Source organism: Escherichia sp. TW09308 (assembly GCF_000208565.1).
GTDB lineage: Bacteria > Pseudomonadota > Gammaproteobacteria > Enterobacterales > Enterobacteriaceae > Escherichia > Escherichia marmotae.
This window is the reverse complement of the sequence record NZ_AEME01000001.1, coordinates 1,319,922-1,343,757: the sequence shown is the minus strand read 5'-3', so window position 1 is coordinate 1,343,757 and position 23,836 is coordinate 1,319,922. Positions and strand designations below refer to the sequence as shown.

Annotated in this window: 20 protein-coding genes and 1 pseudogene; 5 read left to right on the top strand and 16 right to left on the bottom strand. The window is 52.8% G+C overall.

What is annotated here, in order from left to right:
- Positions 1-157: 157 nt before the first annotated feature.
- The 8 genes from ESM_RS0106485 to sucC form a co-directional block, all read right to left on the bottom strand.
- Positions 158-1,828, bottom strand: coding sequence for an HAL/PAL/TAL family ammonia-lyase (locus ESM_RS0106485; protein WP_016261820.1), 1,671 nt, complete (start codon positions 1,826-1,828; stop codon positions 158-160).
- 34 nt (positions 1,829-1,862) lie between these two features.
- Positions 1,863-2,828 (bottom strand): formimidoylglutamase, encoded by a 966-nt coding sequence (gene hutG, locus ESM_RS0106480; protein ID WP_000814581.1) that lies wholly within the window; start codon positions 2,826-2,828, stop codon positions 1,863-1,865.
- Positions 2,828-4,039 (bottom strand): imidazolonepropionase, encoded by a 1,212-nt coding sequence (hutI, locus tag ESM_RS0106475; RefSeq protein ID WP_001275368.1) that lies wholly within the window; start codon positions 4,037-4,039, stop codon positions 2,828-2,830. Before hutI ends, hutG begins: the two co-directional genes overlap by 1 nt.
- Positions 4,036-4,602 (bottom strand): HutD/Ves family protein, encoded by a 567-nt coding sequence (locus tag ESM_RS0106470; protein ID WP_237708210.1) that lies wholly within the window; start codon positions 4,600-4,602, stop codon positions 4,036-4,038. Before ESM_RS0106470 ends, hutI begins: the two co-directional genes overlap by 4 nt.
- 25 nt (positions 4,603-4,627) lie before the next feature.
- Positions 4,628-6,037: a purine-cytosine permease family protein gene (locus tag ESM_RS0106465; RefSeq protein WP_000446074.1), complete on the bottom strand. Its 1,410-nt coding sequence runs from the start codon at positions 6,035-6,037 to the stop codon at positions 4,628-4,630.
- A 164-nt stretch (positions 6,038-6,201) separates the two neighbouring features.
- Positions 6,202-7,899: a urocanate hydratase gene (hutU, locus tag ESM_RS0106460; protein ID WP_000042923.1), complete on the bottom strand. Its 1,698-nt coding sequence runs from the start codon at positions 7,897-7,899 to the stop codon at positions 6,202-6,204.
- Positions 7,900-8,682: 783 nt separating this feature from the next.
- Positions 8,683-9,552: a succinate--CoA ligase subunit alpha gene (gene sucD, locus ESM_RS0106455; protein ID WP_000025465.1), complete on the bottom strand. Its 870-nt coding sequence runs from the start codon at positions 9,550-9,552 to the stop codon at positions 8,683-8,685.
- Complete coding sequence (gene sucC / locus ESM_RS0106450; protein ID WP_001048605.1) at positions 9,552-10,718, bottom strand: ADP-forming succinate--CoA ligase subunit beta; 1,167 nt, start codon at positions 10,716-10,718, stop codon at positions 9,552-9,554. The genes sucD and sucC overlap by 1 nt, the downstream gene beginning before the upstream one ends.
- A 79-nt stretch (positions 10,719-10,797) precedes the next feature.
- Between sucC and ESM_RS0106445 the strand changes: the two genes are divergently transcribed.
- The 4 genes from ESM_RS0106445 to faeF are packed head-to-tail and all read left to right on the top strand — an operon-like array spanning position 10,798 to position 15,085.
- Complete coding sequence (locus ESM_RS0106445) at positions 10,798-11,331, top strand: fimbrial protein (RefSeq protein WP_000059484.1); 534 nt, start codon at positions 10,798-10,800, stop codon at positions 11,329-11,331.
- A 14-nt stretch (positions 11,332-11,345) separates the two neighbouring features.
- Positions 11,346-13,790, top strand: coding sequence for a F4 (K88) fimbrial usher FaeD (gene faeD, locus ESM_RS0106440; RefSeq protein WP_010377017.1), 2,445 nt, complete (start codon positions 11,346-11,348; stop codon positions 13,788-13,790).
- Positions 13,783-14,559 (top strand): F4 (K88) fimbrial chaperone FaeE, encoded by a 777-nt coding sequence (gene faeE / locus ESM_RS0106435; RefSeq protein WP_000044492.1) that lies wholly within the window; start codon positions 13,783-13,785, stop codon positions 14,557-14,559. Before faeD ends, faeE begins: the two co-directional genes overlap by 8 nt.
- Positions 14,560-14,593: 34 nt before the next feature.
- On the top strand, positions 14,594-15,085 hold the full coding sequence (gene faeF, locus ESM_RS0106430) for a F4 (K88) fimbria minor subunit FaeF (RefSeq protein WP_000753464.1): 492 nt from the start codon (positions 14,594-14,596) through the stop codon (positions 15,083-15,085).
- A 179-nt stretch (positions 15,086-15,264) separates the two neighbouring features.
- Here faeF and menE read toward each other — a convergent pair.
- The 8 genes and pseudogenes from menE to ESM_RS0106390 form a co-directional block, all read right to left on the bottom strand.
- Positions 15,265-16,230: pseudogene (gene menE / locus ESM_RS01000000124210) on the bottom strand (o-succinylbenzoate--CoA ligase); the annotation flags it as partial.
- On the bottom strand, positions 16,227-17,189 hold the full coding sequence (menC, locus tag ESM_RS0106420; protein ID WP_001255642.1) for an o-succinylbenzoate synthase: 963 nt from the start codon (positions 17,187-17,189) through the stop codon (positions 16,227-16,229). The gene menC and the pseudogene menE, both read right to left, overlap by 4 nt.
- A complete protein-coding gene (menB, locus tag ESM_RS0106415; RefSeq protein ID WP_000640000.1) occupies positions 17,189-18,046 on the bottom strand; it encodes a 1,4-dihydroxy-2-naphthoyl-CoA synthase in 858 nt (285 codons plus the stop codon). The genes menC and menB overlap by 1 nt, the downstream gene beginning before the upstream one ends.
- 14 nt (positions 18,047-18,060) lie before the next feature.
- Positions 18,061-18,819 (bottom strand): 2-succinyl-6-hydroxy-2,4-cyclohexadiene-1-carboxylate synthase, encoded by a 759-nt coding sequence (gene menH / locus ESM_RS0106410; protein WP_000600548.1) that lies wholly within the window; start codon positions 18,817-18,819, stop codon positions 18,061-18,063.
- Positions 18,816-20,486, bottom strand: coding sequence for a 2-succinyl-5-enolpyruvyl-6-hydroxy-3-cyclohexene-1-carboxylic-acid synthase (gene menD, locus ESM_RS0106405; RefSeq protein WP_000116403.1), 1,671 nt, complete (start codon positions 20,484-20,486; stop codon positions 18,816-18,818). The genes menH and menD overlap by 4 nt, the downstream gene beginning before the upstream one ends.
- Positions 20,487-20,574: 88 nt before the next feature.
- Positions 20,575-21,870: an isochorismate synthase MenF gene (gene menF, locus ESM_RS0106400; protein ID WP_001191451.1), complete on the bottom strand. Its 1,296-nt coding sequence runs from the start codon at positions 21,868-21,870 to the stop codon at positions 20,575-20,577.
- Positions 21,871-21,948: 78 nt separating this feature from the next.
- The gene (gene elaB, locus ESM_RS0106395; protein ID WP_000070671.1) at positions 21,949-22,254 is read right to left on the bottom strand and encodes a stress response protein ElaB; all 306 of its coding nucleotides are present in this window, start codon (positions 22,252-22,254) and stop codon (positions 21,949-21,951) included.
- 54 nt (positions 22,255-22,308) lie between these two features.
- Complete coding sequence (locus ESM_RS0106390) at positions 22,309-22,770, bottom strand: GNAT family N-acetyltransferase (RefSeq protein ID WP_000568147.1); 462 nt, start codon at positions 22,768-22,770, stop codon at positions 22,309-22,311.
- A gap of 64 nt (positions 22,771-22,834) precedes the next feature.
- Here ESM_RS0106390 and rbn point away from each other — a divergent pair, with 64 nt between their 5' ends.
- Positions 22,835-23,752, top strand: a complete 918-nt coding sequence (gene rbn, locus ESM_RS0106385) for a ribonuclease BN (RefSeq protein ID WP_000420121.1) — start codon at positions 22,835-22,837, stop codon at positions 23,750-23,752.
- Positions 23,753-23,836: the final 84 nt, after the last annotated feature.

Below are 23,836 nucleotides of genomic sequence, written 5' to 3'. Positions count from 1 at the left end.
ATAACCCAGCACGTTCGGTATGGCAATTACCTTAATGAGGCAATAATAATCCGAAAAGCAAAACGCCCTTCGGATTATTATAATCAATATTAAGAAAAACTATTAAACTGATAATTATCATATCTATGGATATTATGATAAACAACCAACACCGATTTTATTTTTGATTTATCGCATATCCTTCTAAGAATTTTTGCGATGCTGCAATATCCGGAGTAAAGATGCGATCCTGCTCGACAAATGGCACGACTTTTCTGTAGGCGGTAAACATCGCTTTTGTTGATTTACCTAATGCCAGTTGTGGATCGGCTTGCAACCGCAAATCGATTGCCTGCGCGGAATGCATCAATTCAATGCCATAAATAATGTTCAAATTATCAACCACCTGTTTCAGTCTTCTGGCTGCATGGTCGTTATTGGCACCGGTATCTTCAATGCCTCCGGCAACCGGTTGAATATCGAAAGAAACAGGATTGGCGAGATCAACATTTTCTGCATGCAGCGCGACAAAAGGAATATGCAGCGAACCGAAGCCGTGACCTTTATTACCGGGTGCCGACAGGAAGCGCGTTAAACCCGTAAAGTGATCATCTTCCAGGTGCAGCGAGCGACGCATACTGTTATGCGAAACATGCACTAACGCCACGGTCAGACGCTGGGTGGCAAGCGCAACAGGTAACGATTCGAAGTTTGCCGTCGGGAAAATCCCGCCGCTGATTGCGCCATCTTTAACAAAATATTGCGCGACCTGGCTGGAATCCTGGTACGCCTTATCAGCATTCAGCACAGTTGCCGGGTTATCGTCAGAACTGTTGATCTGCACGGTAATGATATCTTCTGCGTCATGTAGCGCACGTACCGACTCAGAAAGGGTATACACCGTTGTTCTGAACGATAACGGATCCTGCAATGCACGTTTGTCATCCTTATGCCATAAATAAGAACCGATTAACGCATCGCGGATCTCTTTCGCGGAATCAGCCAACTGCGGGAAAGGACGCACGCCGATCGACTGCGGCAGTACCGGCGCGACGTTACCATTCAACGCTTCCAGACTCATAGCGAAAACCACCGGGCTGACATTCAGCAACTGGCGTGCCGACCGTACCGCTTCAATCGCATACGCCGTGCCAACGCTGTTGTTCGACAAAATCGCCAGCATATCTTTACCCTGCGGCACCAGTGGTTTAAGCCCCACTTTCGCCAGCGCATCGCCACCACTCATTTCCACGCCATTAACCCGCGCTTTCCATTCCCCCATCATCACCAGGCCAACGTGTGATGCGAGCATAATATCTGCTGCGCCAATGCTTCCACGCGCCGGAATTAAAGGTGTAACGCCGCGATTAATAAATTCAGCATACAGTTCGGCAATATAAGGCTGCGCTCCGGTTTGCCCATGCAGCATGGTATTTAAACGTAATACCATTGAGAGACGAGCAAGATAATCCGGTAACATTGAGCCGACGCCTGCAGAATGGGCGCGCAGCGCGGCAGCATTAAATTTTTTCGATGCGTCAATCACCTCAGGCGTTAAATTTCCTTTGGCATCAAATATGGGCTGATCTTTATTTAGCCCCACGCCCACGGTTAAACCGTAAACGGGTGTTCCAGAATGCGCGGCGGTCATCACCAAATCATAACTTTTTTCCATGCGATCCATGGCTTTCGGCGCGATTTTGACGTCGTTATCACCTAACGCAATTGACCAGGCCTGGTCAATTGAGAGATGTTCGCCATCCAGCGTAATGGTTGATTTTGCCATCGCGATGGAGCAAACGCTCCAGAGCACAACGGTGACAGTGACTCTTCGTATCAATCCTTTCATTGTGTTTCCTTATCATGATGAGTTTAACAACGGGTTACTGCGACAACGTCTTAATTTGTCTTATCTTTTTCCCCCGCCGAACAATGCTGGTCACCAGGCGAGCGGCAACTTTCGCAGTCAAATTATCGCGATCCAGTTCCGGGTTAAGTTCGGCAATATCCGCAGCAATCAACTTCTCGCTACCGGCGATTAAATTCACAATGGCTTCAGTAATATTTAACGGCACGCCTAACGGTGATGGCGCAGAAACGCCGGGAGCCTGATACCCCGGTAGGACATCGAGACAAATCGTTAAATAAATAGCGTCACACGCCTGAATATCTGCCGAGAGCGCATTAATAACCTCATGCAAATCGCTTTCAAATTGCAGAGATTCGTCCAGCCAATAACGCACGCCGAGGCTATCAGCGCGATCAAATAACGCCTGAGTATTGGCAAAACGGCTTATTCCCAGCACACGATAACTAAATGGTTTGCCATGCTGCGTGTTCCACTCCTGCATCTGGCGAAATGGCGTACCTGAATTGGCCTTTTCAGCCATCCGTAAATCAAAATGCGCGTCAAGGTTGATAATCAGCAGTCGCTGGATATCAGGGCGCGACTGCATAATCCCCTGAAATGTTCCCCACGCCACTTCATGACCACCGCCCAGAACCAGCGGAAAACTGTTACGCGCAATGACCGTGGCAACGTTTGTCGCCAGACAGTTTTGTGCGGATTCCAGCGCCTGTTCCTCACTTTGCACATCGCCCATATCAAAAATAGCGTCTTCATTGAGCACCGGCATATTGCCCAATATGCTGCGTAATGCACCCGGCCCACCTGCTGCGCCCGTTCGCCCACCGTTACGTTGTACGCCGTCATCAACGGCAAAACCTATCAGCGTACAGCCTCCAAGGCTTTGTTCACTAAACGGTTGCACATGCTGATGCCAGCGAGTGCTGACGCCGGTTTCCTGCGAGTCAACACGCCCACTCCACGGCAAAAATGTTTGCTTCATTACCAACTCCTTTTTCCACCGACAATCAGCCCCTGACAAGGCTGGTGCCCAAACCAATAGGCCAGTTCACGTGGATGATTTAGATCCCAGACCGCCATATCCGCCCGTAACCCCGGCGCAAGTTCCCCCCGATCAATAAGTCCAAGTGCCTTTGCCGCATTACGCGTAACGCCCTGAACGGCTTCCAGCGGTGTCATGCGGAACAGCGTACAGGCCATATTGATCATCAATGGCAATGACATATTGGGAGACGTTCCGGGGTTATGGTCCGTGGAGATGGCAATTGGCACGCCCGCTGCCCGCAAAGCGGCAATCGGCGGTAGATGGGTTTCGCGCAGGAAGTAATAGGCCCCGGGGAGCAGAACCGCCACCGTTCCGGCCGCTTTCATGGCAACGATCCCCGACTCGCTCAGGTATTCCAGATGATCGCAGGAGAGTGCAGAAAACGCCGCCGCCAGCGCAGCGCCTTGCTGGTCAGAAAGCTGTTCGGCATGCAGTTTTACAGGCAATCCATAGTGTTGCGCTTTACTGAAAACGCGCCGTACCTGGTCTGGGCTAAAGGCGATGTTTTCACAAAAAGCATCAACTGCATCAATCAGCCCCTGTCCATGCAGGACGCCCATCCAGTCGCAAAGTGCTGTAATGTAATCATCACTGCGTCCGGCAAACTCTGGCGGTAAACTGTGCGCCCCAAGAAAAGTAGACTGAATACGTAACCCGGTAGATTCCTGTAAGCGGCGAATGACGCGCAAACAGCGCGCTTCATCTTCCAGCGTCAAGCCATAACCGGATTTTATTTCCAGCGTACTGACGCCTTCACGCAACCAGTTTTGTAGTCGCTGCGCCGCCAGTTCAAACAGTTGCGTTTCGCTGGCCGCCCGCGTGGCATTGACGGTAGATAAGATCCCGCCGCCCGCTCTGGCGATATCTTCATAAGCCACGCCTTGCAGCCGCATCTCAAACTCATTCGCCCGCTGGCCGCCATACACCAGATGCGTATGGCAATCCACCAGGCCGGGTGTCAGCAACTTACCCTGCAGGTCGTGTTCCTCTGTAATGTCAGCCGTCAGTTCGCGAGGGATCTGCGTGGCCTTGCCAAGCCAAACAATAGTGTCGCCACGGCTGATTAATGCACCATTTTCAATCACTCCCCAATCGTTAGCGGAAAGCGTCGCCAGCGTGATATTTCGCCAGAGGGTTAATGCACTCATAAGGATTTTTCCCCTCGTAAATAATAAAGCCACCAGCCTGCCAGTTCATCGGCAGAAACTTTTTGCTGTGGTTCGAAACGCCAGGGCTTGCCATCAGACTGAGCCAGCCATAACAGCGTATTCGTAGCTACAAACGTCCTCTTCTCGCCGCTTATCCACTCCCCGTCACACAACGTGAACAGCCCCGCTTGCGCGAGTGACGGAGGGAGCCAGTCAACGGCACTTTGCACCCGCAACATCCCCACATCAGCTTCCCGCGCCATGACATTGAGATCGCGAACAGTCCCGCCCAGCAACTGGCAATCCGGCATCGCTTCACCTGGGAAAATTAAGGCGGGATCGTGACGTTGCAGGTTGATGATCGAATCGACAAACGTCAGTTTCACCCCTTCCCCATCGAGGATCGCGAGACCACGTACCACGCCTGGCCACGCCGAAAAAGGACCGTCCTGGCTGACATTGGCCATACTGATGCGTAACAGCCAGTTTTCATCATCAGGCCAGGCATGCAGTTGTCGGGTAAAACCCCCGCCGTTGCGCCACGGTTGCAAGGGCTTATCCATTGCAGATATCAGCATCACGTCCATATTACGACTCGGGATAAATAGTCTGGGCAGGGACATTGGTGGTGCGTTTCGCCCACGGGTAATAGATAACGGCAGTCATTAACAAACCGATAATCCAGGAAATATCCGCCCCGTCCATCAGTACAGAAATGGGCCCCTGATACAGTTTTTGATTCAGGAAGGGGATCTGCACCAGCACACCAATTCCGTAGCAAACCAACGCGGTTTTGTTATACGCGCCATAGCGTCCATCCGGGGTATAGAGTGCCGGAATATCGGTTTTACCTTGTGAGATGAAGTAGTAGTCGATGAGATTGATGGCGCTCCACGGAACAAATACCGTCAACAGCAGCAGAACAAAGTTTTTGAAATTATTTAAGAAATCGGCGCTGGCCGCCAACGCAACGACCATCGACAACAGCACGAAGCCCACAACGTAAGCAGCGCGAACACGCTGTGAAACCTGACTGCGATTATTAAAGGCACTGACGGTCGCCAGAATCGACATAAAGCCGCCGTAGGCATTCAAACAGTTAACCGTCAGTTTGCCGCAAACAATCACCGTATAAATCAGAATGGCAAACGTTGGTCCGGCTAAATCGCCCATAAAACCAACCTGATCTTTCAGGAAGTTAGCACCGCAAGCAGAAACAAGAACGCCAAAAGTCATGGCACATTGCGCGCCAAGCGTGGTACCCAGAAAGGTGGCAAAGAAGATTGATTTTGCTGGTGTATCAGAGGGTAAATAGCGGGAATAATCAGAGGCGTATGGTGCAAACGTTAATTGCCATCCGGCTGAGAGCGCAATCGTTAATAAGAACACCGATAAGCTAAATGGCTTTTGACCAAATGCCGCAGCCACATCGTAGTGACCGCTAAGTTGAGTGGCCAGGTAAATAAACCCCAGAATACTTAATATCCCTGCAACACGGCCAACGACGTGAATAAGTTTATAACCGACCAATGCGATCATCGCGGTAAGCATACCGAAAATAATAATTCCGGTCGATGCTGACTCAAAACCAAATATCCGGTTAATCGCCTGACCGGATAATACCGTACCCGTCGCGGCAAATCCGAGATACATAATAATCACCATCAGTAACGGTAGCGCCGCCCCTTTGACACCAAAGCGAATACGACTGGAGATCATCTGTGGTAATCCCAGCTTTGCCCCCTGTGACGAGTGCAATGCCATAACCGCACCGCCGATAATATTACCGATTAATAAACCAATAATTGCTGACATGGCTTCAGAGCCAAAAATAATCGCTAACGCGCCGTCCACCACGGCGGTAATTTGTAAGTTAGCACTTAGCCACAAAGTAAACTGGCTGGAGGGCGCGCCATGGCGAGCGGACTCAGGAACGGCGTTAATAGTATTTGATTCTAAAACCGGTTTTTTACTGCGGATAGGGCTGCTTGATTCCATGAAAAAGTCTCCTGCAAAATGAGAGGTCATTTTTTGAAACAGCAAAAGAGGGTCGAGAGATATTTCTTTCGACGATGTAATGAATATTTTTTGATAATTATTGTTATACAGGCGGATTACTTTCCGCCTGTATTAGCGCAAATATTAAATAACAGCGTTAATATTTAGCGAATCATCGGCAATTTCAGACCATAATTTTTGGCACATTCAATAGCGGCTTCATAACCGGCATCAGCGTGACGCATAACGCCTGACGCACAGTCATTAACCAGCACACGCGCCAGGCGTTTTTCAGCTTCTTCGCTACCATCAGCAACAATGACCATCCCGGCGTGCTGGGAATATCCCATCCCAACGCCGCCGCCATGATGCAGAGACACCCACGTTGCCCCGCCCGCCGTGTTGAGCAGACCATTGAGCAACGGCCAGTCAGATACCGCGTCACTGCCATCGAGCATACTTTCGGTTTCGCGGTTCGGGCTGGCGACAGAGCCGGTATCAAGATGATCGCGACCAATCACAATCGGCGCTTTTAATTCACCGCTGCGTACCATTTCATTGAATGCCAGCCCCGCCAGGTGACGCTCGCCAAGCCCCAGCCAGCAAATACGTGAAGGCAAGCCCTGGAAAGCAATACGCTCGCGTGCCATATCCAGCCAGCGGTGCGTCAGCACGTTATTGGGGAACAGCTCTTTAATTTTGGCATCAGTCTTATAGATATCTTCCGGGTCACCAGACAGCGCTACCCAACGGAACGGGCCTTTGCCTTCACAGAACATTGGGCGAATATAAGCAGGGACAAAGCCCGGGAAATCAAAGGCATTTTGCAGACCTTCATTGAAGGCTACCTGACGGATATTGTTGCCATAATCGACAACCGGAACACCCATCGCCTGGAAGTCCAGCATCCCCTGGACATGCGCCACACAACTTTGTGCGGCGTCTTTTTGCAGCCTGGCGTGTTGTTGCGGATCTTGTTGTGCCGCACGCCATTGTTCTACGCTCCACCCCATCGGCAAATAGCCGTTAATCAGATCGTGGGCAGACGTCTGGTCAGTGACCAGATCCGGTTTGATCGCCCCCTGACGTGCACGTATCACCAGTTCAGGAACAATTTCTGCCGCATTGCCCAGTAGCGCGATAGAAACGGCGTCTTTGCGCTCGGTGTGGTATTTAATCAGCGCCAGTGCATCATCGAGATCTTTCGCCTGTTTATCGACATAACGGGTACGCAGACGGAAGTCGATGCTACTTTGCTGACACTCAATATTTAATGAACATGCCCCTGCCAGAGTCGCCGCCAGCGGTTGTGCTCCACCCATGCCACCCAGACCCGCAGTCAGGATCCACTTTCCGCTTAGCGAATTGTTGTAGTGCTGACGCCCCGCCTCAACAAAGGTTTCAAACGTTCCCTGCACAATGCCCTGGCTACCAATGTAGATCCACGAACCGGCGGTCATCTGTCCATACATGAACAGACCTTTGCGATCGAGTTCGTTGAAGTGATCCCAGTTGGCCCATTGCGGCACCAGGTTAGAGTTGGCGATCAACACACGTGGCGCGTCAGTATGGGTTTTAAATACACCAACGGGTTTACCGGACTGAACCAGCAGCGACTCATCGGGTTCCAGATTTTTCAGGGATTCCAGAATCTGGTCGAAACACTCCCAGTTACGTGCCGCGCGGCCAATACCGCCGTACACCACCAGATGTTGCGGATTTTCAGCCACGTCTGGATCAAGGTTGTTCTGCAACATCCGATAGGCAGCTTCGATCTGCCAGTTTTTGCAATGCAGTTGAGTACCTTGTGGCGCATGGATGACGCGGCTGGTATCAATACGAGGATCTGAAGGCTTACTCATGAATCTTCTCCTGTTACTGGATAAAATTAAATGCTGTAATCGCCCAGAAAGATGAGCGAATGAATACAGAAACGGCTTATATAATTCCTGTTTATAATTTCGTATTATTAATTCATTTAATGAATTTAATTTCTATAGCATATTCACCGTGAATATAAATTCAAAAAAATTGCCAACGCTTTGTATGCGAATTCAATATGCTTAATTTAACTTTTGGAAAAAGTGATATTGTTGGCAAAATATTTTCTCATTTGAACATATGAATATGATGAGATTGCAAGATGTCTGTAATTTAATTATTCGCAAAAACGTATTCACGACAGCTAATCATTAACGTAATAGCCGAAAAACCAGCGTTGTATCAGGAGCATAATACATTGATATATAGCGACATTTAAAAACAACCATTAATTTTCAAGCATAAGAGCATATCTTGTTATCATTAATGCATATTCTATTTTTATCATCCTTAAAATAACAAACCCTAACTGAAAAAACTGGCAAACATATAAAATTAAAAAATATGAACCCTGGAGAATATAATTTTTCATTTTCAACAAAATGGCATCAAGAAGAAGCGGTGGTCGCTTATAAGCGATATTGATTCACTTATCGAAGTCCCGCAGGAGACAGGATTGATTCAACCAGCAGTCAGATTTCGACCGTGGTTAACGTTTAAGGCATAAAAAAGGCCATCATAAGATGGCCAACCATGTCGAAACCGACAGCCCTTCGCCATTCCTGTAGAGGGACGCGGCGAGGGCTATTTCTTATTACAGATATTTATTTCAGAACAGTTTTCAGTGCTTCACCGATGTCAGCCAGGCTGCGAACGGTTTTCACGCCTGCGGCTTCCAGGGCAGCAAATTTCTCATCCGCAGTCCCTTTACCACCGGAAATGATTGCACCTGCGTGACCCATACGTTTGCCTTTCGGCGCAGTCACACCGGCAATGTAACCCACAACTGGCTTGGTGACGTGCTCTTTGATGTACGCAGCCGCTTCTTCTTCGGCGCTACCGCCGATCTCACCGATCATCACGATCGCTTCGGTCTGCGGATCTTTTTCGAACATTTCGAGAATGTCGATAAAGTTAGAGCCAGGGATCGGATCGCCGCCGATACCGACACAGGTAGACTGACCGAAACCGTAATCCGTGGTCTGTTTAACTGCTTCATAAGTCAGCGTACCGGAACGGGAAACGATACCCACTTTACCAGGGCGATGGATGTGGCCCGGCTGGATACCGATTTTACACTCACCCGGAGTGATTACGCCCGGGCAGTTCGGGCCAATCATGCGCACGCCCGCTTCGTCCAGTTTCACTTTCACGGTCAGCATATCCAGCGTCGGGATGCCCTCAGTGATGGTGATGATAAGCTTAATGCCTGCGTCGATGGCTTCCAGAATGGAGTCTTTGCAGAACGGTGCTGGTACGTAGATAACAGAAGCAGTGGCACCAGTGACAGCTACTGCTTCACGCACGGTGTTGAACACCGGCAGGCCAAGGTGGGTGGTGCCACCTTTACCTGGAGTTACGCCGCCCACCATTTTAGTGCCGTATGCAATGGCCTGTTCAGAGTGGAAAGTCCCCTGGCTACCGGTAAAGCCCTGGCAGATAACCTTGGTGTTTTTATCAATTAAAATGGACATTATTTCCCCTCCACTGCGGCAACAACCTGCTGAGCTGCATCCGTCAGACCTTTTGCTGCAATAATATTCAGGCCGCTGTCAGCCAGTTTCTTCGCGCCGAGTTCGGCGTTGTTACCTTCCAGACGTACGACAACCGGGACGTTAACACCCACTTCTGCTACCGCGCCGATGATACCGTCAGCAATCAGGTCGCAACGAACGATACCGCCAAAGATGTTAACCAGAACGGCTTTTACTTTTTCGTCAGAGAGGATGATTTTGAATGCTTCGGTCACGCGTTCTTTGGTTGCACCACCGCCAACATCGAGGAAGTTAGCCGGTTCACCGCCGTGCAGTTTAACGATGTCCATCGTGCCCATCGCCAGGCCTGCGCCGTTAACCATACAACCGATGTTGCCGTCCAGCGCTACGTAGTTCAGTTCCCACTGTGCAGCCTGCGCTTCACGCGGATCTTCCTGCGACTGGTCGCGCATTTCGCGCAGATCAGGCTGGCGGAACAGTGCGTTACCATCAGCGCCCAGTTTGCCGTCGAGGCAGATAAGATCGCCCTGTTTGGTGATAACCAACGGGTTGATTTCGATCAGCGCCAGATCCCGTTCCAGGAAAATGGTCGCCAGGCCCATGAAAATTTTGGTGAACTGTTGAACCAGTTTACCTTCCAGACCCAGTTTGAACGCCAGCTCGCGTCCCTGATACGGCATCGGGCCGGTCAGCGGATCAAGCGCAACTTTATGGATCAGGTGCGGGGTTTCTTCCGCCACTTTTTCGATTTCCACGCCACCTTCAGTGGAGGCCATAAAGACCACGCGACGGGAGCTACGGTCAACAACGGCACCAAGATACAGCTCTTTCGCGATATCGGTCGCCGCTTCAACCAGAATCTGGTTAACCGGTTGTCCATTGGCGTCTGTTTGATACGTTACCAGACGCTTGCCCAGCCAGTTTTCTGCAAAAGCACGGATGTCTTCTTTGCTGTTTACCACTTTCACACCGCCCGCTTTACCGCGGCCACCAGCGTGAACCTGACATTTCACTACCCACGGACCGGCACCGATTTTTGAAGCGGCTTCTTCTGCTTCGCGCGGAGTAGTACAGGCATAACCCACCGGTGCTGGTAAGCCATAGCGGGCAAAAAGTTGTTTTGCCTGATATTCATGTAAGTTCATGTATTCTGTCCATCCTTTAGTAATCGTTATCTTTTAAACCGTAGACCGAATGTGACGTATCGCTTCCGGGTATTGTCGGATGTCGCTTTCAGTTCTTCTGCTTCTGGCAGGGGGCGGGGTTTCTCACGCCGCTGTTCAGAAAACCGTATTCAGTGCTGACGTGGTGGCTTCGGCCTGTCATGTGGTGGTGGATGCGGACAGCACCGGCAACAGTGGCCGGTTGACATTCGGAACTTACCGCAAGTCCACAGGGGCGCCTGTGCCGCCGCGTGATTTCACTGTGCGTCTGTATGAGTCCGGTGCCACGGTTCAGGGCTGCTCAGCCTTTAAGGCAGGGCAGGTCGCCACCCTGGATTTTGGTAACCCGGGCCAGCTGGATGCAGGGGGGGTGGTCACCCGCGGTGCCGGTGATGGTATTCGCGTGGATGTGCGGGCAGTGGATACACAGGCTGATTATCGCGGACGTCTGACTCAGGACAGTCATTCGGTGAATTACCCGGTGGAGTTTGCTGCTAAAGGGCAGTTCCGTTTTCGTGCGCAGCCGGTGTTTCCGGCAAACGTGAAGGCGGGGGAATACACGGGGGCGCTGACCTTTGTGGTCACGTATCAGTAACGGAGAAAAGGATTGTGTGTGCAGGAAAGAAGGCAGTCGCAGAGCCGGTTTCGTCCGTGTTTTTCCGTCGGGCCGCACTTGCGCTTGCCGTATCAGCTGCTTTTGCCAGTGCCACAGGTATTGCAGGTGAAAAACTGGATATGTCCTTTATCCAGGGTGGTGCCGGGGTTAATCCGGAAGTCTGGGCAGCCCTGAACGGCAGCTATGCGCCGGGGCGTTATCTGGTTGACCTGTCCCTGAACGGGAAAGAGGCCGGGAAACAGATACTGGATGTGACACCACAGGACAGTAATGAACTGTGTCTGACAGAGGTATGGCTGACGAAGGCCGGGATTTACGTCAGTGCAGATTACTTTCGTGAGGGATATGACGCCACACGACAGTGCTATGTGCTGACAAAAGCCCCGTCAGTGAAGGTGGATTTTGATGTTTCCACCCAGAGTCTGGCGCTGTCCATTCCCCAGAAGGGGCTGGTGAAGATGCCGGAGAATGTGGACTGGGATTACGGGACCAGTGCATTTCGCGTGAACTATAACGCGAACGCCAACACCGGCCGTAATAACACCTCGGCCTTTGGCTCAGCGGACCTGAAAGCCAATATCGGGCGCTGGGTGGTGAGTTCTTCTGCCACGGCCAGTGGCGGTGACAGCGGGGATAACTCCACCACGATAAACATGTTTACGGCCACCCGGGCCATCCGCGCACTGAGTGCGGACCTGGCGGTCGGGAAAACATCCACCGGGGACAGTCTGCTGGGCAGTACGGGAACGTACGGCGTGTCGCTGAGCCGGAACAACAGCATGAAACCGGGTAATCTGGGGTATACCCCGGTGTTCAGCGGCATTGCGAACGGGCCGTCGAGGGTGACGCTGACACAGAACGGGCGGTTGCTGCATTCGGAGATGGTGCCGGCGGGTCCGTTCTCCATCACGGATGTGCCGCTGTACACCAGTGGTGATGTGACCATGAAAATCACCGGTGAAGACGGGCGCGAGCAGGTACAGAACTTCCCGTTGTCGGTGATGGCCGGGCAGTTAAGTCCGGGGCAGCACGAGTTCAGTGTGGCAGCCGGTTTGCCTGACGATGACAGTGACCTGAAAGGCGGTGTGTTTGCGGCGTCATACGGTTACGGTCTGGACGGGCTGACGCTGCGCACCGGCGGGGTGTTTAACCAGGACTGGCAGGGCGTCAGCGCCGGGGCTGTTCTGGGGCTGAGTTACCTGGGGGCGGTGTCTGCTGACGGGGCTTATGCCACGGCGAAATACCGTGATGGCAGCCGCAGCGGAAATAAGGTGCAGTTATCCTGGAGTAAACAACTGGAGATGACGAACACCGGACTGCGGGTGAGCTGGTCACGGCAGAGTGAGGAATATGAGGATATGTCCTCCTTTGACCCGACAGAGTTGTGGTCGCAGTCAAATCATGGTCGCCGGACGAAGGATGAATGGAATGCCGGTGTCAGTCAGCCGGTGGGTGGTCTGTTCAGTCTGTCGGTGTCCGGCTGGCAGCGGAGTTATTACCCCGCATCCATGACCGGGAGTTACCGGTACAGCGATGACAACGGTAAGGACACGGGGATTACCGGCACCCTGAGCACACAGATTAAGGGTGTCAGTCTTAACCTGGGCTGGTCCGGTTCACGGAACACCCGGGGGGAAAACAACTGGTCTGCATCGGCGTCAGTATCGGTACCTTTCACTCTGTTTGACCGTCGCTACAGCAGCAGTACGTCGGTGAGTACGAGTAAAGACGGTGGCACAGGCTTCAGCACTGGTGTGTCCGGCTCGCTGAATGACCGTTTCAGTTATGGTCTGGGCGGTGGTCGTGACAGTGATGGCGGTGCCAGCAGTTATCTGAACGCGTCGTACAGCGGTGACCGGTCTTATCTGAGTGGTGCCCTGAACCACTCTCATTCCGGCGGAACCAGTGGTTCTGTCTCGGTCAGTGGTTCGGTACTGGCCGTTCCGGCGGCGAAGGACATTATGTTCAGCCGCACGACCGGGGATACCGTGGCCGTGGTGAACGTGAAGGATACACCCGGAGTGAAGGTGACGTCCGGTGAGGGGCAGACTGACAGTGACGGCAACCTGGTGGTACCGCTGAACAGCTATGACTGGAACACGGTGACGATTGATGCGGGCACGCTGCCGCTGAGCACAGAACTGACGAACACCAGTCAGAAGGTGGTGCCAACGGACAAAGCGGTGGTGTGGATGCCGTTTGATGCCCTGAAAGTTAAGCGTTACCTGCTGCAGGTGAAGCAGCGTGACGGTGAGTTTGTGCCGGGGGGAACCTGGGCACGTGACAGTAAGAACACACCGCTGGGCTTTGTGGCCAACAATGGTGTGCTGATGATTAACACGGTGGATGCGCCGGGTGATATCACCCTGGGCCAGTGCCGGATACCTGCGGCGAAACTGCAGGATACTGAGAAACTACAGGAGATTACGTGTGAGTAAGCGTAACGCAGTAACGACGTTTTTCACTAACCGGGTGACAAAAGCACTGGGAATGACTCTGGCGCTGATGATGACCTGTCAGAGTGCGATGGCTTCCCTGGCGGCAGACCAGACCCGCTATATCTTTCGCGGGGACAAGGATGCACTGACCATCACGGTCACCAACAATGACAGGGAGCGTACCTTTGGTGGTCAGGCCTGGGTGGACAATATCGTGGAGAAGGACACCCGTCCGACCTTTGTGGTTACGCCGTCCTTCTTCAAGGTGAAGCCGAATGGTCAGCAGACACTGCGTATCATCATGGCCTCGGACCATCTGCCGAAGGATAAAGAGTCGGTGTACTGGCTGAACCTGCAGGATATTCCGCCGGCTCTGGAGGGAAGCGGTATTGCAGTGGCGCTGCGCACGAAGCTGAAGCTGTTCTATCGTCCGAAGGCACTGCTTGAAGGCCGCAAGGGGGCAGAAGAAGGCATCAGCCTGCAGAGCCGCCCGGATGGCAGGACCATGCTGGTGAACACCACGCCATACATTTTTGCGATTGGCAGCCTGCTGGACGGAAACGGGAAGAAAATTGCCACGGATAACGAGACGGCACAGAAACTGCTGATGTTCATGCCGGGTGATGAAGTGCAGGTGAAGGGAAATGTGGTGAAAGTGGACTCCCTGAATGATTACGGTGAACTGCAGACCTGGACCATTAACCAGAAGAAACCAGCTGCACCGGAAGCAGCAAAAACTGAGAAAGCAGATACCGCAGAGCAGAAATAACCGCCCTCCGGAACACGGAACAGAGGGGTAATAAATGAAGAAAACAATGATGGCAGCCACCCTGGTCCTGAGTGCACTCAGTATTCAGTTAGCACTGGCCGCTGAATACAGCGAGAAAATGCAGTATCTGGGTGTGGTGAATGGTCAGGTGTCAGGTAACAGTGTGGTGAAGGTGACACGTACACCGACAGACCCGGTGCTGTACCGCTCAGGCAGTAACAGCCCGTTGCCTGCAGAGCTGATAATCCGGCATGCAGAAAGCCGCCCGGCTTCCGGCGGACTGGCAAACATCACGGTGAAACAGGCTCTGCCGGATAACGGGGAAGCCCGCATCACCCTGAAGACGGCCCTGATGGTTGACGGAAAGAGAGTGGCACTCAGCGCCAGACAGCAGGGTGAGGATGTGGTGATAACCGTACCTGATGCACAGAAGCTGGTTGAGTTAAGAACGGATGCGCCGGCCGAGCTGGAAGTGCCAGTCAGCTACCGGGGAAATCTGCAGATAGCGCTGCAGGTGGAAGACTGAGGATTCATCTCCGACAACAGATGCAATACATCCGTGACTCCGGAACGGGTCATACTGGTAAAGGGATTTACCGTATTTTTAAACGGGAATAACGTAAAGCTATTCTGAGTTAAACACAGTGTTTAATGAAATGCGGTTATTTAAATGAATCCGCAGGGGATAGTTTTGCGGTAATTCCGGAGTTGTCCGTTCCGCCAGTAACCCTCCGCCATGCTGGCAGCCCGTAGCCATACTTCATCCTTGACGATTTTGACTTCCCGCCCCGGCAACGGAAAACCGACATCAGCCAGACCGTCGGCTTCTTTCGCACACACCGTAGAGGCGAACTCTGTCAGGCCATAGCCGCAAAAGCAACGAATGCCCTGCCCGCGTGCCTGCTCCGTCAGTTCGACCGGAATTGCCGCGCCGCCAAGCAACACCGCTTTCAGGGAAACCGAACTGCGATTTACCAGCAATCGCCAGAGCTGCGTCGGCACCAGCGAGGCGTGAGTACAGCCTGCCAGCATTTGTTCCAGCGGTTGTTTGTCGCGTACCGTCATCCGCGCGCCAGCGTATAACCAGCGCCACAAAATCCCCTGACCGGAAACATGAAACAGCGGCAAAGAGAGCAACCAGTCATCGTGCTCACCAAAGGGGATCAGCGATAACACACCTTGCGCACTGGCAAGGTGTGCCTGGCAGGTATGGACAGCGGCTTTCGGCAAACCGGTGGAACCAGAAGTTAAGGTCATGGAGCACAAACGCTGCGGCTGCCACGAGGCAACGTATGCGCCTTCTCCTACCTGAATTTGCAGCGAAGTTAACGCCGGAAACGTGTTTTCTCCTTCCGGCACCAACGCGAATTGCAGAGTAAGATTGGGCAACAATTCCTCAAGCAACGGTTGCGGAAGCTGTGGGTTTACGGGCAGAACTCGCGCCCCACATTGTAGTAGCGCCAGCCAGACGAGCAGCGTTTGCGGTGTATTCCATGCCCGCAACATCACCCCGCTGCCTGCAACCACACCCTGCGCCACAAAACCCGAAGCCAACTCATCGACGCGACTACAAAGCTCGCGCCAGTTGAGTTGCTCGTTATTGAGACGCAAGGCAATGGCTTCTCCCCGCACTTGCCGCCAGTGACGCCACGGCCAGTCAGAGAAGATCATAGCAGCCGCTCCAGTGCATCCACTTCCACTAACGGCAGCGGGCTACCCGGCCAGCGACGAACCTGCTGCGCCTGCATCAGATCCAGCGTATCCAGCCCCGGAATAGTGTCGGGCGTTAACCAGGCGGCAACCCGCGCCAGTTGCGTTAAACCTAAACTCGACTCGATGGAAGAACTGATCACCGCCGTCAGCCCCAGCGCGTGGGCTGCCTGCACCTGTTCACGCACTTTCTCCAGGCTACCGGTTAGCGTGGGCTTGATAACCACAGCCCGAACCCCTTCTTCTGCCACAAAGGCAAAATCCGCCTCACGCAGACTTTCATCCCAGGCAATAGCGATGCCGGTTTCACGGGCAAACGCGCGCGAATCATCACGGGTTTTGCACGGTTCTTCAAGGAAGGCGATGCGGTCGCGGTAATCAGGGTTGACGTATTTCGCAAACTGCTGACCCTTCAGCGGCGTCCAGGCGCGATTTGCGTCAAGACGCAAATGCAGATCCGGAACCGCTTCCAGCAACAGATTCACCACCATGCCGTCGCGCACCGCTTCGTACAATCCCACTTTGACCTTCGCCACTTTCTCACCAGGCATATCGGCAAGTTTGAGGATCAGGTCGTCGGGATCGCCATTACACAGCGGCGCTGCACGGTAATTGGCTGCCTGCGGCAACGCATCAGTAAGCTCCGCCAGCGCACAGCTCACACCAAAGGCGACGGAAGGCATCTGCGGTAGCTCGCAATCACCTGCCAGCCAGTTATTTACCCAGGAAAGCAGCACGCTCTGCGCTTCTTCCCAGGTTTCCTGACTGAAACCCGGCAGTGGGGAGATCTCTCCCCACCCTTCACGCTCGCCCTCACGCAGGCAAACATACAGCCCGTCGCGGGTTTTTAACCGCCTGTCGCGCAGAACCACCCCCGCGTCCATGGGGATCTGCCAGCGGTATACCTGCGCGCTACGCATTACGGATTCCGTTTGAATTTGCTGAAATCAGGCTGACGTTTCTGGTTGAAAGCGTTACGACCTTCCTGACCTTCTTCCGTCATGTAGAACAGCATGGTGGCGTTACCTGCCAGCTCCTGCAGCCCCGCCTGACCATCACAGTCAGCATTCAGCGCGGCTTTCAGGCAGCGCAGTGCCATTGGGCTGTTTTGCAGCATTTCGCGACACCAGCGGACGGTTTCTTTTTCCAGATCCGCCAGCGGTACAACGGTGTTCACAAGGCCCATATCCAGCGCCTGTTTGGCGTCGTACTGACGGCACAGGAACCAGATTTCACGCGCTTTTTTCTGCCCGACAATGCGAGCCATATAAGAAGCGCCCCAGCCACCGTCGAAGGAACCAACTTTCGGACCAGTCTGACCGAAAATAGCGTTTTCAGCCGCAATGGTCAGGTCGCACATCATATGTAGAACATGACCGCCGCCGATGGAGTAACCTGCAACCATCGCGACAACCGGTTTCGGACAGGTACGGATCTGACGCTGGAAGTCCAGCACGTTCAGGTGATGTACGCCGGAGTCATCTTTATAGCCGCCGTAGTCGCCGCGCACTTTCTGATCGCCGCCAGAGCAGAATGCTTTATCGCCTGCGCCAGTCAGAATAATTACGCCGATGTTATCGTCATAACGCGCATCCGCCAGCGCCTGGATCATCTCTTTTACCGTCAGAGGACGGAAGGCATTGCGCACCTGCGGACGATTAATGGTGATTTTTGCGATACCGTCGGTGGATTTTTCATAACGAATGTCCTCGAAACCTTCGGAACAGTCGTGCCATTCAACCGGTGCGTAAAGCATTGCTTCATCAGGATAAATCATATTGTGTCCTTTAGTCAGAAACGCAAGATCTGCGCCAGACTTGCGATTACGCCAGCGGGATTTTCCCGGTGCGCGTTATGTCCGGCGCGAGGAATGACATGGCAGTCGGCAGCCAGTTCCGCTGCCAGAGCGCGGAATTTGCTGTCACGTTCACCACATAAATAATAAAACGTAAATGTGCGGGCGCTAAGGTTAGCACGTAAATCAGGCTGGACGGCGAGAGAAGTAGCCTCCAGCATGGCGGCAAGAGTTACACCGTTATTGTTGCTGCGCAGTGCCACCAGCTCCCGGCGTTGCTCATCGTTGAGCGAGGCAAAAACAGGCTGTTGATACCAGTCGGTAAATACCGCGGTTAACGGTTCTGAGCGAAAACGCTGCGCCCAGCGGTGATCGGAAAGCTGACGTTCTGCACGTTGTTCAGCACTTTGCAGCCCTGGATGCCCGCCTTCGACAATCACCCCACCAATCCCCGGCATCCCCTGACAAGCCGCCATCATCGCCACGCGTCCACCGAGGGAGTATCCCACCAGCCAGTAATTTAGTATGTTGTAACTAACAAAAGTGTTATGCAGCAAATCGGTGACATCAGCAAAACCATCAACGCTGATAGCCATTGAACCGCCGTGTCCGGGGAGATCCACATACAATCGCGAGTAGTCCGTAAACGCCTCGCCCACTTCCTGCCATTCGCGGCAATCTCCGGAAAAACCGTGCAGAAAAACCAGCCAGGGTAAACCTGGCTTGCCGTGTTTTGCCTGCGCATGCAGGATCATAAATGGCTTACCTGCGCCAGCAACTGCTGGAGTGTTTGCGCACCATCAGTATCGTTAACGACCATTTCAATCACGGTGGTGGTCGGGGTGCGCCATGCGCCAGCCAGAGCCGATTCAAACTCATCCCAGTTTTGCGGGCGATGATATTTCAGTTCGAACATAGCGGCAGCGTGCTCAAAATGAACGTTCTGTGGCATTAAATAAAAACGCTCACGCTCGCTTTTTGGTGTGGGAAGTAGCGAGAAGATTTGCCCGCCGTTATTGTTCACCACAATTAATACCAGCGGCGCGGAAACCTGGCGCAACAAGGCCAGCGCGTTCAGGTCGTAAAGCGCCGAGAGATCGCCAACAATCGCCAGTGTCGGTTTACCGCTCGCCCGCTGAACGCCAGCGGCGGTCGAGATCAGACCGTCAATACCGCTGGCTCCACGGTTGCTGTAAACCGGGTAACCTGCCGGAAGTTGTGAGAGTGCGTCGATCAAACGCACCACCAGGCTGTTACCGACAAACAGTTGCCCCTGTTCCGGTAGGTATTCGCTGATGCGGTGCGCCAGTTGCGCTTCGCCAAATGCATCGCGACGGGTAACAACTGCCTGCATCGCCTGTTCAGCCAGACGCGGGATCTCCACGCACCAGGGCTGACGTTTTTCAGCCGGATGCAACTCCAGCCAGTCGGTAATATTGGCAATCAGCCGACGTCCACGGTGATGCGCCGGGTCGAGTCGCCCTTCGATGTTATCAACAATCCAGTATTCTTCCGGTTCACAATTCGCCTGCCATTGCAGTAACCGTTTTCCGGTCAGGCTACTACCCACCTGGATCACAATCTGCGCCTGCTGTAACTCGCCAATCGCTTTAGCATTACCTAACCACAAGTCGGCACACGGCAGCGGTTGCCCGGTTTGCGACAGCACGTCGCCAATCAGCGGCCAGCCAAGAGTTTGCGCCCACTGGGCAACTTTTTTGCCCTCTTCCGCACTCATGCGCCCCGCAACCACCACGCCGCGCTTTTGCCGCCAGAAGAACCAGTCGCGCTGTTTTTCGCTCTCCAGCCGAGGGGCTTCACGCAGCCACGGTTTATCATCCTGCCACCAGTCGCCCAGGCGTTGTTGCCACGCCAGCCCCGTGTCGTCCATCTCGCCATACAGCGGTTCGGCAAACGGGCAGTTGATATGGACTCCCCCCGTATGCAGCGTACCTAAAGCGTGATCGATGGTGGAAACCAGCCAACGCGCAGGAATATCCTGGGTCGGGCGTGGTAGTGAAATGCTATGCGTGGGATGAGAAGCGAACATACCCGGCTGGCGAATCGCCTGATTCGCACCGCAATCAATCAGTTCCGGAGGACGATCGGCGGTTAACAGGATCAGTTTTTCTCCAGTTAACCCAGCCTCAATCAGCGCCGGATAGAGATTCGCTACCGCCGTGCCGGAGGTCACAATCACCGCCACCGGCTGTTTGCTGACCTTCGCCAGCCCCAGCGCCAGATGTCCCAGCCCACGCTCATCAAAATGGGTGTGATGAATGAATGCGGAATTTTCCGCTGCCGCCAGAGTTAATGGCGTAGAACGAGAGCCAGGGGCAATGCAGACGTGTCTGACGCCGTGACGTGTTAATGCTTCCAGAATGACCGCCGCCCAGCGTCGGTTAAATGCGCTTACTGACATGAGTTTGTCCGGTATCAATATTGCGGCTAAGTATAGAGAGCTACAAAATTAGATTATTGATATGAATCGATAATGATGCGACTCATTACTATTCCATTTGTAATAAAGTCCGCAGTCCTGCCGCTTTGTTGTCGATTTCCTGCCACTCTTGCTCGGGATCTGAGCCACGGACAATACCTGCTCCGGCATACAGACGCACTACATTGTCACTGATTTTTGCCGAGCGCAGGGAAACGCAGAATTCACTTTGTTGTAGAGAAAGATAACCCGCAGAGCCAGCGTACCATTCACGGGTAAACGGTTCGTGTTGCGCGATAAACTGCCGCGCCAGATCGCGCGGTAAGCCTGCTACGGCTGCCGTTGGCTGCAACTGATGCAAGCAAACCTCGTCATCTGCTTTATTGAGTGAAGTCCAGATGCAGCGACGCAGATGTTGTACTTTTCGCAGACGAAGTACCTGCGGCGGCAAAACATCCAGTGTCTGGGTATCAGACTGTAATCGCTGGCAGATATCTTCCACCACCAGCATGTTTTCACGTTGGTTTTTATCATCCGCCATCAGCCACTCGGCCAACCGCTGCGCCTGTTTATCGTCGGGGTGATTCGCCACCGTTCCGGCAAGGGCTTCAGTGCGCAGCGCTTTGTCACGCCGCCGCCATAGTCGCTCAGGCGTTGAGCCGAGAAATGCGCTTTCGCCATCAAAGCCCATGTAGAAATGGTAACAGTTAAGATTCAGTCGACGGCTGGCAGCCATCATTGCCGCCGCATTGACCGGACTTGCAAAATGCAGATCTGTCGCCCGCGCCAGTACGACTTTATCCAGCTCACCTTCCGCAATGGTGTCGGTCGCCAGTTTAATTAACCGCGTCCAGCCCGATTTATCTGGCCAGTGGTTTTCTTGTGGAGTGGTTAAATGCAACGCGGGCAACGGTTTGGTATTCGCCAGTGTAGTAATGAATTCTTTTGCCTGATTTGCGTCATTCTGAAGGGACGTTTCGCTGAAAAGGGTCAGGCGAAAGCTCGCTTTTCCCGCACAGCGCCGCCATTCCAGACGCGGCAAAAGTAAATGACCTTGTGACGGGTCAAACGCATTCAGCCCCCAAATGCGTAAGTCGGGATGTTCCGGGTACTGACGAAGAAAACGTTGTGCCTGGTCCAACGACGTAAAGCTGGCAATCGCGCCCAGCACCGCGGCCTCTTCATCACCATTACGTTGTTGCCAGTAGAATTGCGGATACGTTTGCTGACTGGCCAACCAGCTTAAAGCATCAAAAGCGTCATTAAGGGGGAAAGGAACATCGAAAACCCGAATGCCGGGTGTCGCCGGAATCTCTTGCGACAAATGGCGCAGTAGATTTCCCAGCGCCGTAGTAAGTGATTGCACGCGGACCTCTCCCTGTTAAAAGCCTCACATTATACGGGGTACTGCACAAAAAATGCAGTACCCCAGTGTAGGGAGGTTTTAACGGCGTGCCAGCAACAGTCCTAATACCAGTCCAACGGCCGCGCCCACACCAATCCCCTGCCAGGGTTTTTCATGGACGTAGTCATCGGCACGATATACCGCCTGCTTCGCCCGATAGTAATAGCTGTCGGAAGCCTGACTTACCCTTTTTTTCACATCATCCAGCGCCTTTTCTGCCCGCGCCTTTAGCTCAACATATTTTTGATCGGCGGGATCGCCAGAGGAGCGTAGCACCTCTTCCAGTGTTTCACTCAGTAACGTCAGGTCGTCATCGATACGTGTATCACTAAATTGATTAGACATTCTCGTTCTCCATTTACGTAAAACCTGCCACTAACTATAGACAACTGTTATCAATCACGCCTGATTAACCTCGCGCGCCATCCCGATATGCGGAATACCATCTTCCTCATAAATATCGGTCACTGGGATGAAACCAAATTGCTCATAAAAGTTTTGTAAGTGCGCCTGCGCCCCCAGATAAATCGCCTTGTCCGGCCAGTGGCGCGTACATGATTCCAGCGCCTTGCTCATCAATTGCTGACCGATTTTTTCACCGCGTAAGGCTTCGCTGACAATCACCCGACCAATCACCACCGGTTCGAGATCATCATCACTTTTCAGTATCCTCGCATACGCCACCAGTGTCCCGTGATGCCAGCCGAGAAGATGGCGATTTTCTCCTACCAGATCATCACCGTCGATATCCTGATAAGGGCAGTTTTGCTCCACCACAAATACCGCGCAGCGTAGTTGTAATAAGGCATAAAGCTGAGAAACAGATAAATCAGAATGATGCAGATCTTGCCAGTCGATCATGGAAGGCTCCTTTGTGCTGTTTGCTTTATACTAGCTGGAATATTTTCAGCAGCGTGATGAACTCATGGAATTAATTTTTTTAGGTACTTCAGCGGGGGTTCCGACCCGAACACGGAATGTCACGGCAATATTGCTTAATCTGCAACATCCAACGCGAGCCGGGCTTTGGTTATTTGACTGCGGTGAAGGTACACAACACCAGATGTTGCACACGGCATTTAACCCCGGAAAACTGGACAGGATTTTTATAAGCCATTTACATGGCGATCATCTTTTTGGCTTGCCTGGGTTGCTATGCAGTCGTTCCATGTCAGGCATTGTGCAACCCTTAACCATTTATGGTCCGCAAGGTATCCGTGAATTTGTTGAGACAGCGTTACGCATTAGTGGCTCGTGGACTGATTATCCACTGGAGATTATTGAAATTAGCGCAGGCGAAATTCTTGATGATGGCTTGCGTAAAGTGACAGCTTATCCGATGGAACATCCGCTGGAATGTTACGGCTATCGTATTGAAGAACATGATAAACCTGGCGCGCTGAACGCCCGGGCGTTAAAAGATGCCGGTGTACAACCCGGTCCGTTATTTCAGGATTTGAAAAAAGGCAAAACAGTCACGCTGGAAGACGGTCGGCAGATTAACGGTGCTGATTATTTAGACGCGCCTACACCGGGTAAATCAATCGCCATTTTCGGTGATACCGGCCCTTGCGATGCCGCAATCGACCTTGCTAAAGGTGTCGACATAATGGTTCACGAAGCGACGCTGGATATGGCGATGGAGGCCAAAGCCAACAGTCGCGGCCACAGCTCCACACGCCAGGCGGCGGCACTGGCCCGTGAAGCTGGTGTCGGTAAACTAATCATTACCCATGTTAGTTCGCGCTATGATGATAAAGGCTGTCAGCACTTGTTACACGAATGTCGGTCGATTTTCCCGGCAACCGAACTGGCGAGCGATTTCGCGGTGTTTAGCATTTAAGTCGAAAGCGGTGGTTAGTTGGCAGATTAATTTAATGATGCCAACGCACTTATTTGACGTATTTTTCATCTGTTTGCCGAATAC

What these genes read in the sequence shown, in the direction of transcription:
- ESM_RS0106485 (WP_016261820.1), bottom strand. Translation starts at nt 1,828, where the DNA reads ATGAAAGGATTGATACGAAGAGTCACTGTCACCGTTGTGCTCTGGAGC.
- hutG (WP_000814581.1), bottom strand. Translation starts at nt 2,828, where the DNA reads ATGAAGCAAACATTTTTGCCGTGGAGTGGGCGTGTTGACTCGCAGGAA.
- hutI (WP_001275368.1), bottom strand. Translation starts at nt 4,039, where the DNA reads ATGAGTGCATTAACCCTCTGGCGAAATATCACGCTGGCGACGCTTTCC.
- ESM_RS0106470 (WP_237708210.1), bottom strand. Translation starts at nt 4,602, where the DNA reads ATGGATAAGCCCTTGCAACCGTGGCGCAACGGCGGGGGTTTTACCCGA.
- ESM_RS0106465 (WP_000446074.1), bottom strand. Translation starts at nt 6,037, where the DNA reads ATGGAATCAAGCAGCCCTATCCGCAGTAAAAAACCGGTTTTAGAATCA.
- hutU (WP_000042923.1), bottom strand. Translation starts at nt 7,899, where the DNA reads ATGAGTAAGCCTTCAGATCCTCGTATTGATACCAGCCGCGTCATCCAT.
- sucD (WP_000025465.1), bottom strand. Translation starts at nt 9,552, where the DNA reads ATGTCCATTTTAATTGATAAAAACACCAAGGTTATCTGCCAGGGCTTT.
- sucC (WP_001048605.1), bottom strand. Translation starts at nt 10,718, where the DNA reads ATGAACTTACATGAATATCAGGCAAAACAACTTTTTGCCCGCTATGGC.
- ESM_RS0106445 (WP_000059484.1), top strand. Translation starts at nt 10,798, where the DNA reads ATGTCGCTTTCAGTTCTTCTGCTTCTGGCAGGGGGCGGGGTTTCTCAC.
- faeF (WP_000753464.1), top strand. Translation starts at nt 14,594, where the DNA reads ATGAAGAAAACAATGATGGCAGCCACCCTGGTCCTGAGTGCACTCAGT.
- menC (WP_001255642.1), bottom strand. Translation starts at nt 17,189, where the DNA reads ATGCGTAGCGCGCAGGTATACCGCTGGCAGATCCCCATGGACGCGGGG.
- menB (WP_000640000.1), bottom strand. Translation starts at nt 18,046, where the DNA reads ATGATTTATCCTGATGAAGCAATGCTTTACGCACCGGTTGAATGGCAC.
- menH (WP_000600548.1), bottom strand. Translation starts at nt 18,819, where the DNA reads ATGATCCTGCATGCGCAGGCAAAACACGGCAAGCCAGGTTTACCCTGG.
- menD (WP_000116403.1), bottom strand. Translation starts at nt 20,486, where the DNA reads ATGTCAGTAAGCGCATTTAACCGACGCTGGGCGGCGGTCATTCTGGAA.
- elaB (WP_000070671.1), bottom strand. Translation starts at nt 22,254, where the DNA reads ATGTCTAATCAATTTAGTGATACACGTATCGATGACGACCTGACGTTA.
- ESM_RS0106390 (WP_000568147.1), bottom strand. Translation starts at nt 22,770, where the DNA reads ATGATCGACTGGCAAGATCTGCATCATTCTGATTTATCTGTTTCTCAG.
- rbn (WP_000420121.1), top strand. Translation starts at nt 22,835, where the DNA reads ATGGAATTAATTTTTTTAGGTACTTCAGCGGGGGTTCCGACCCGAACA.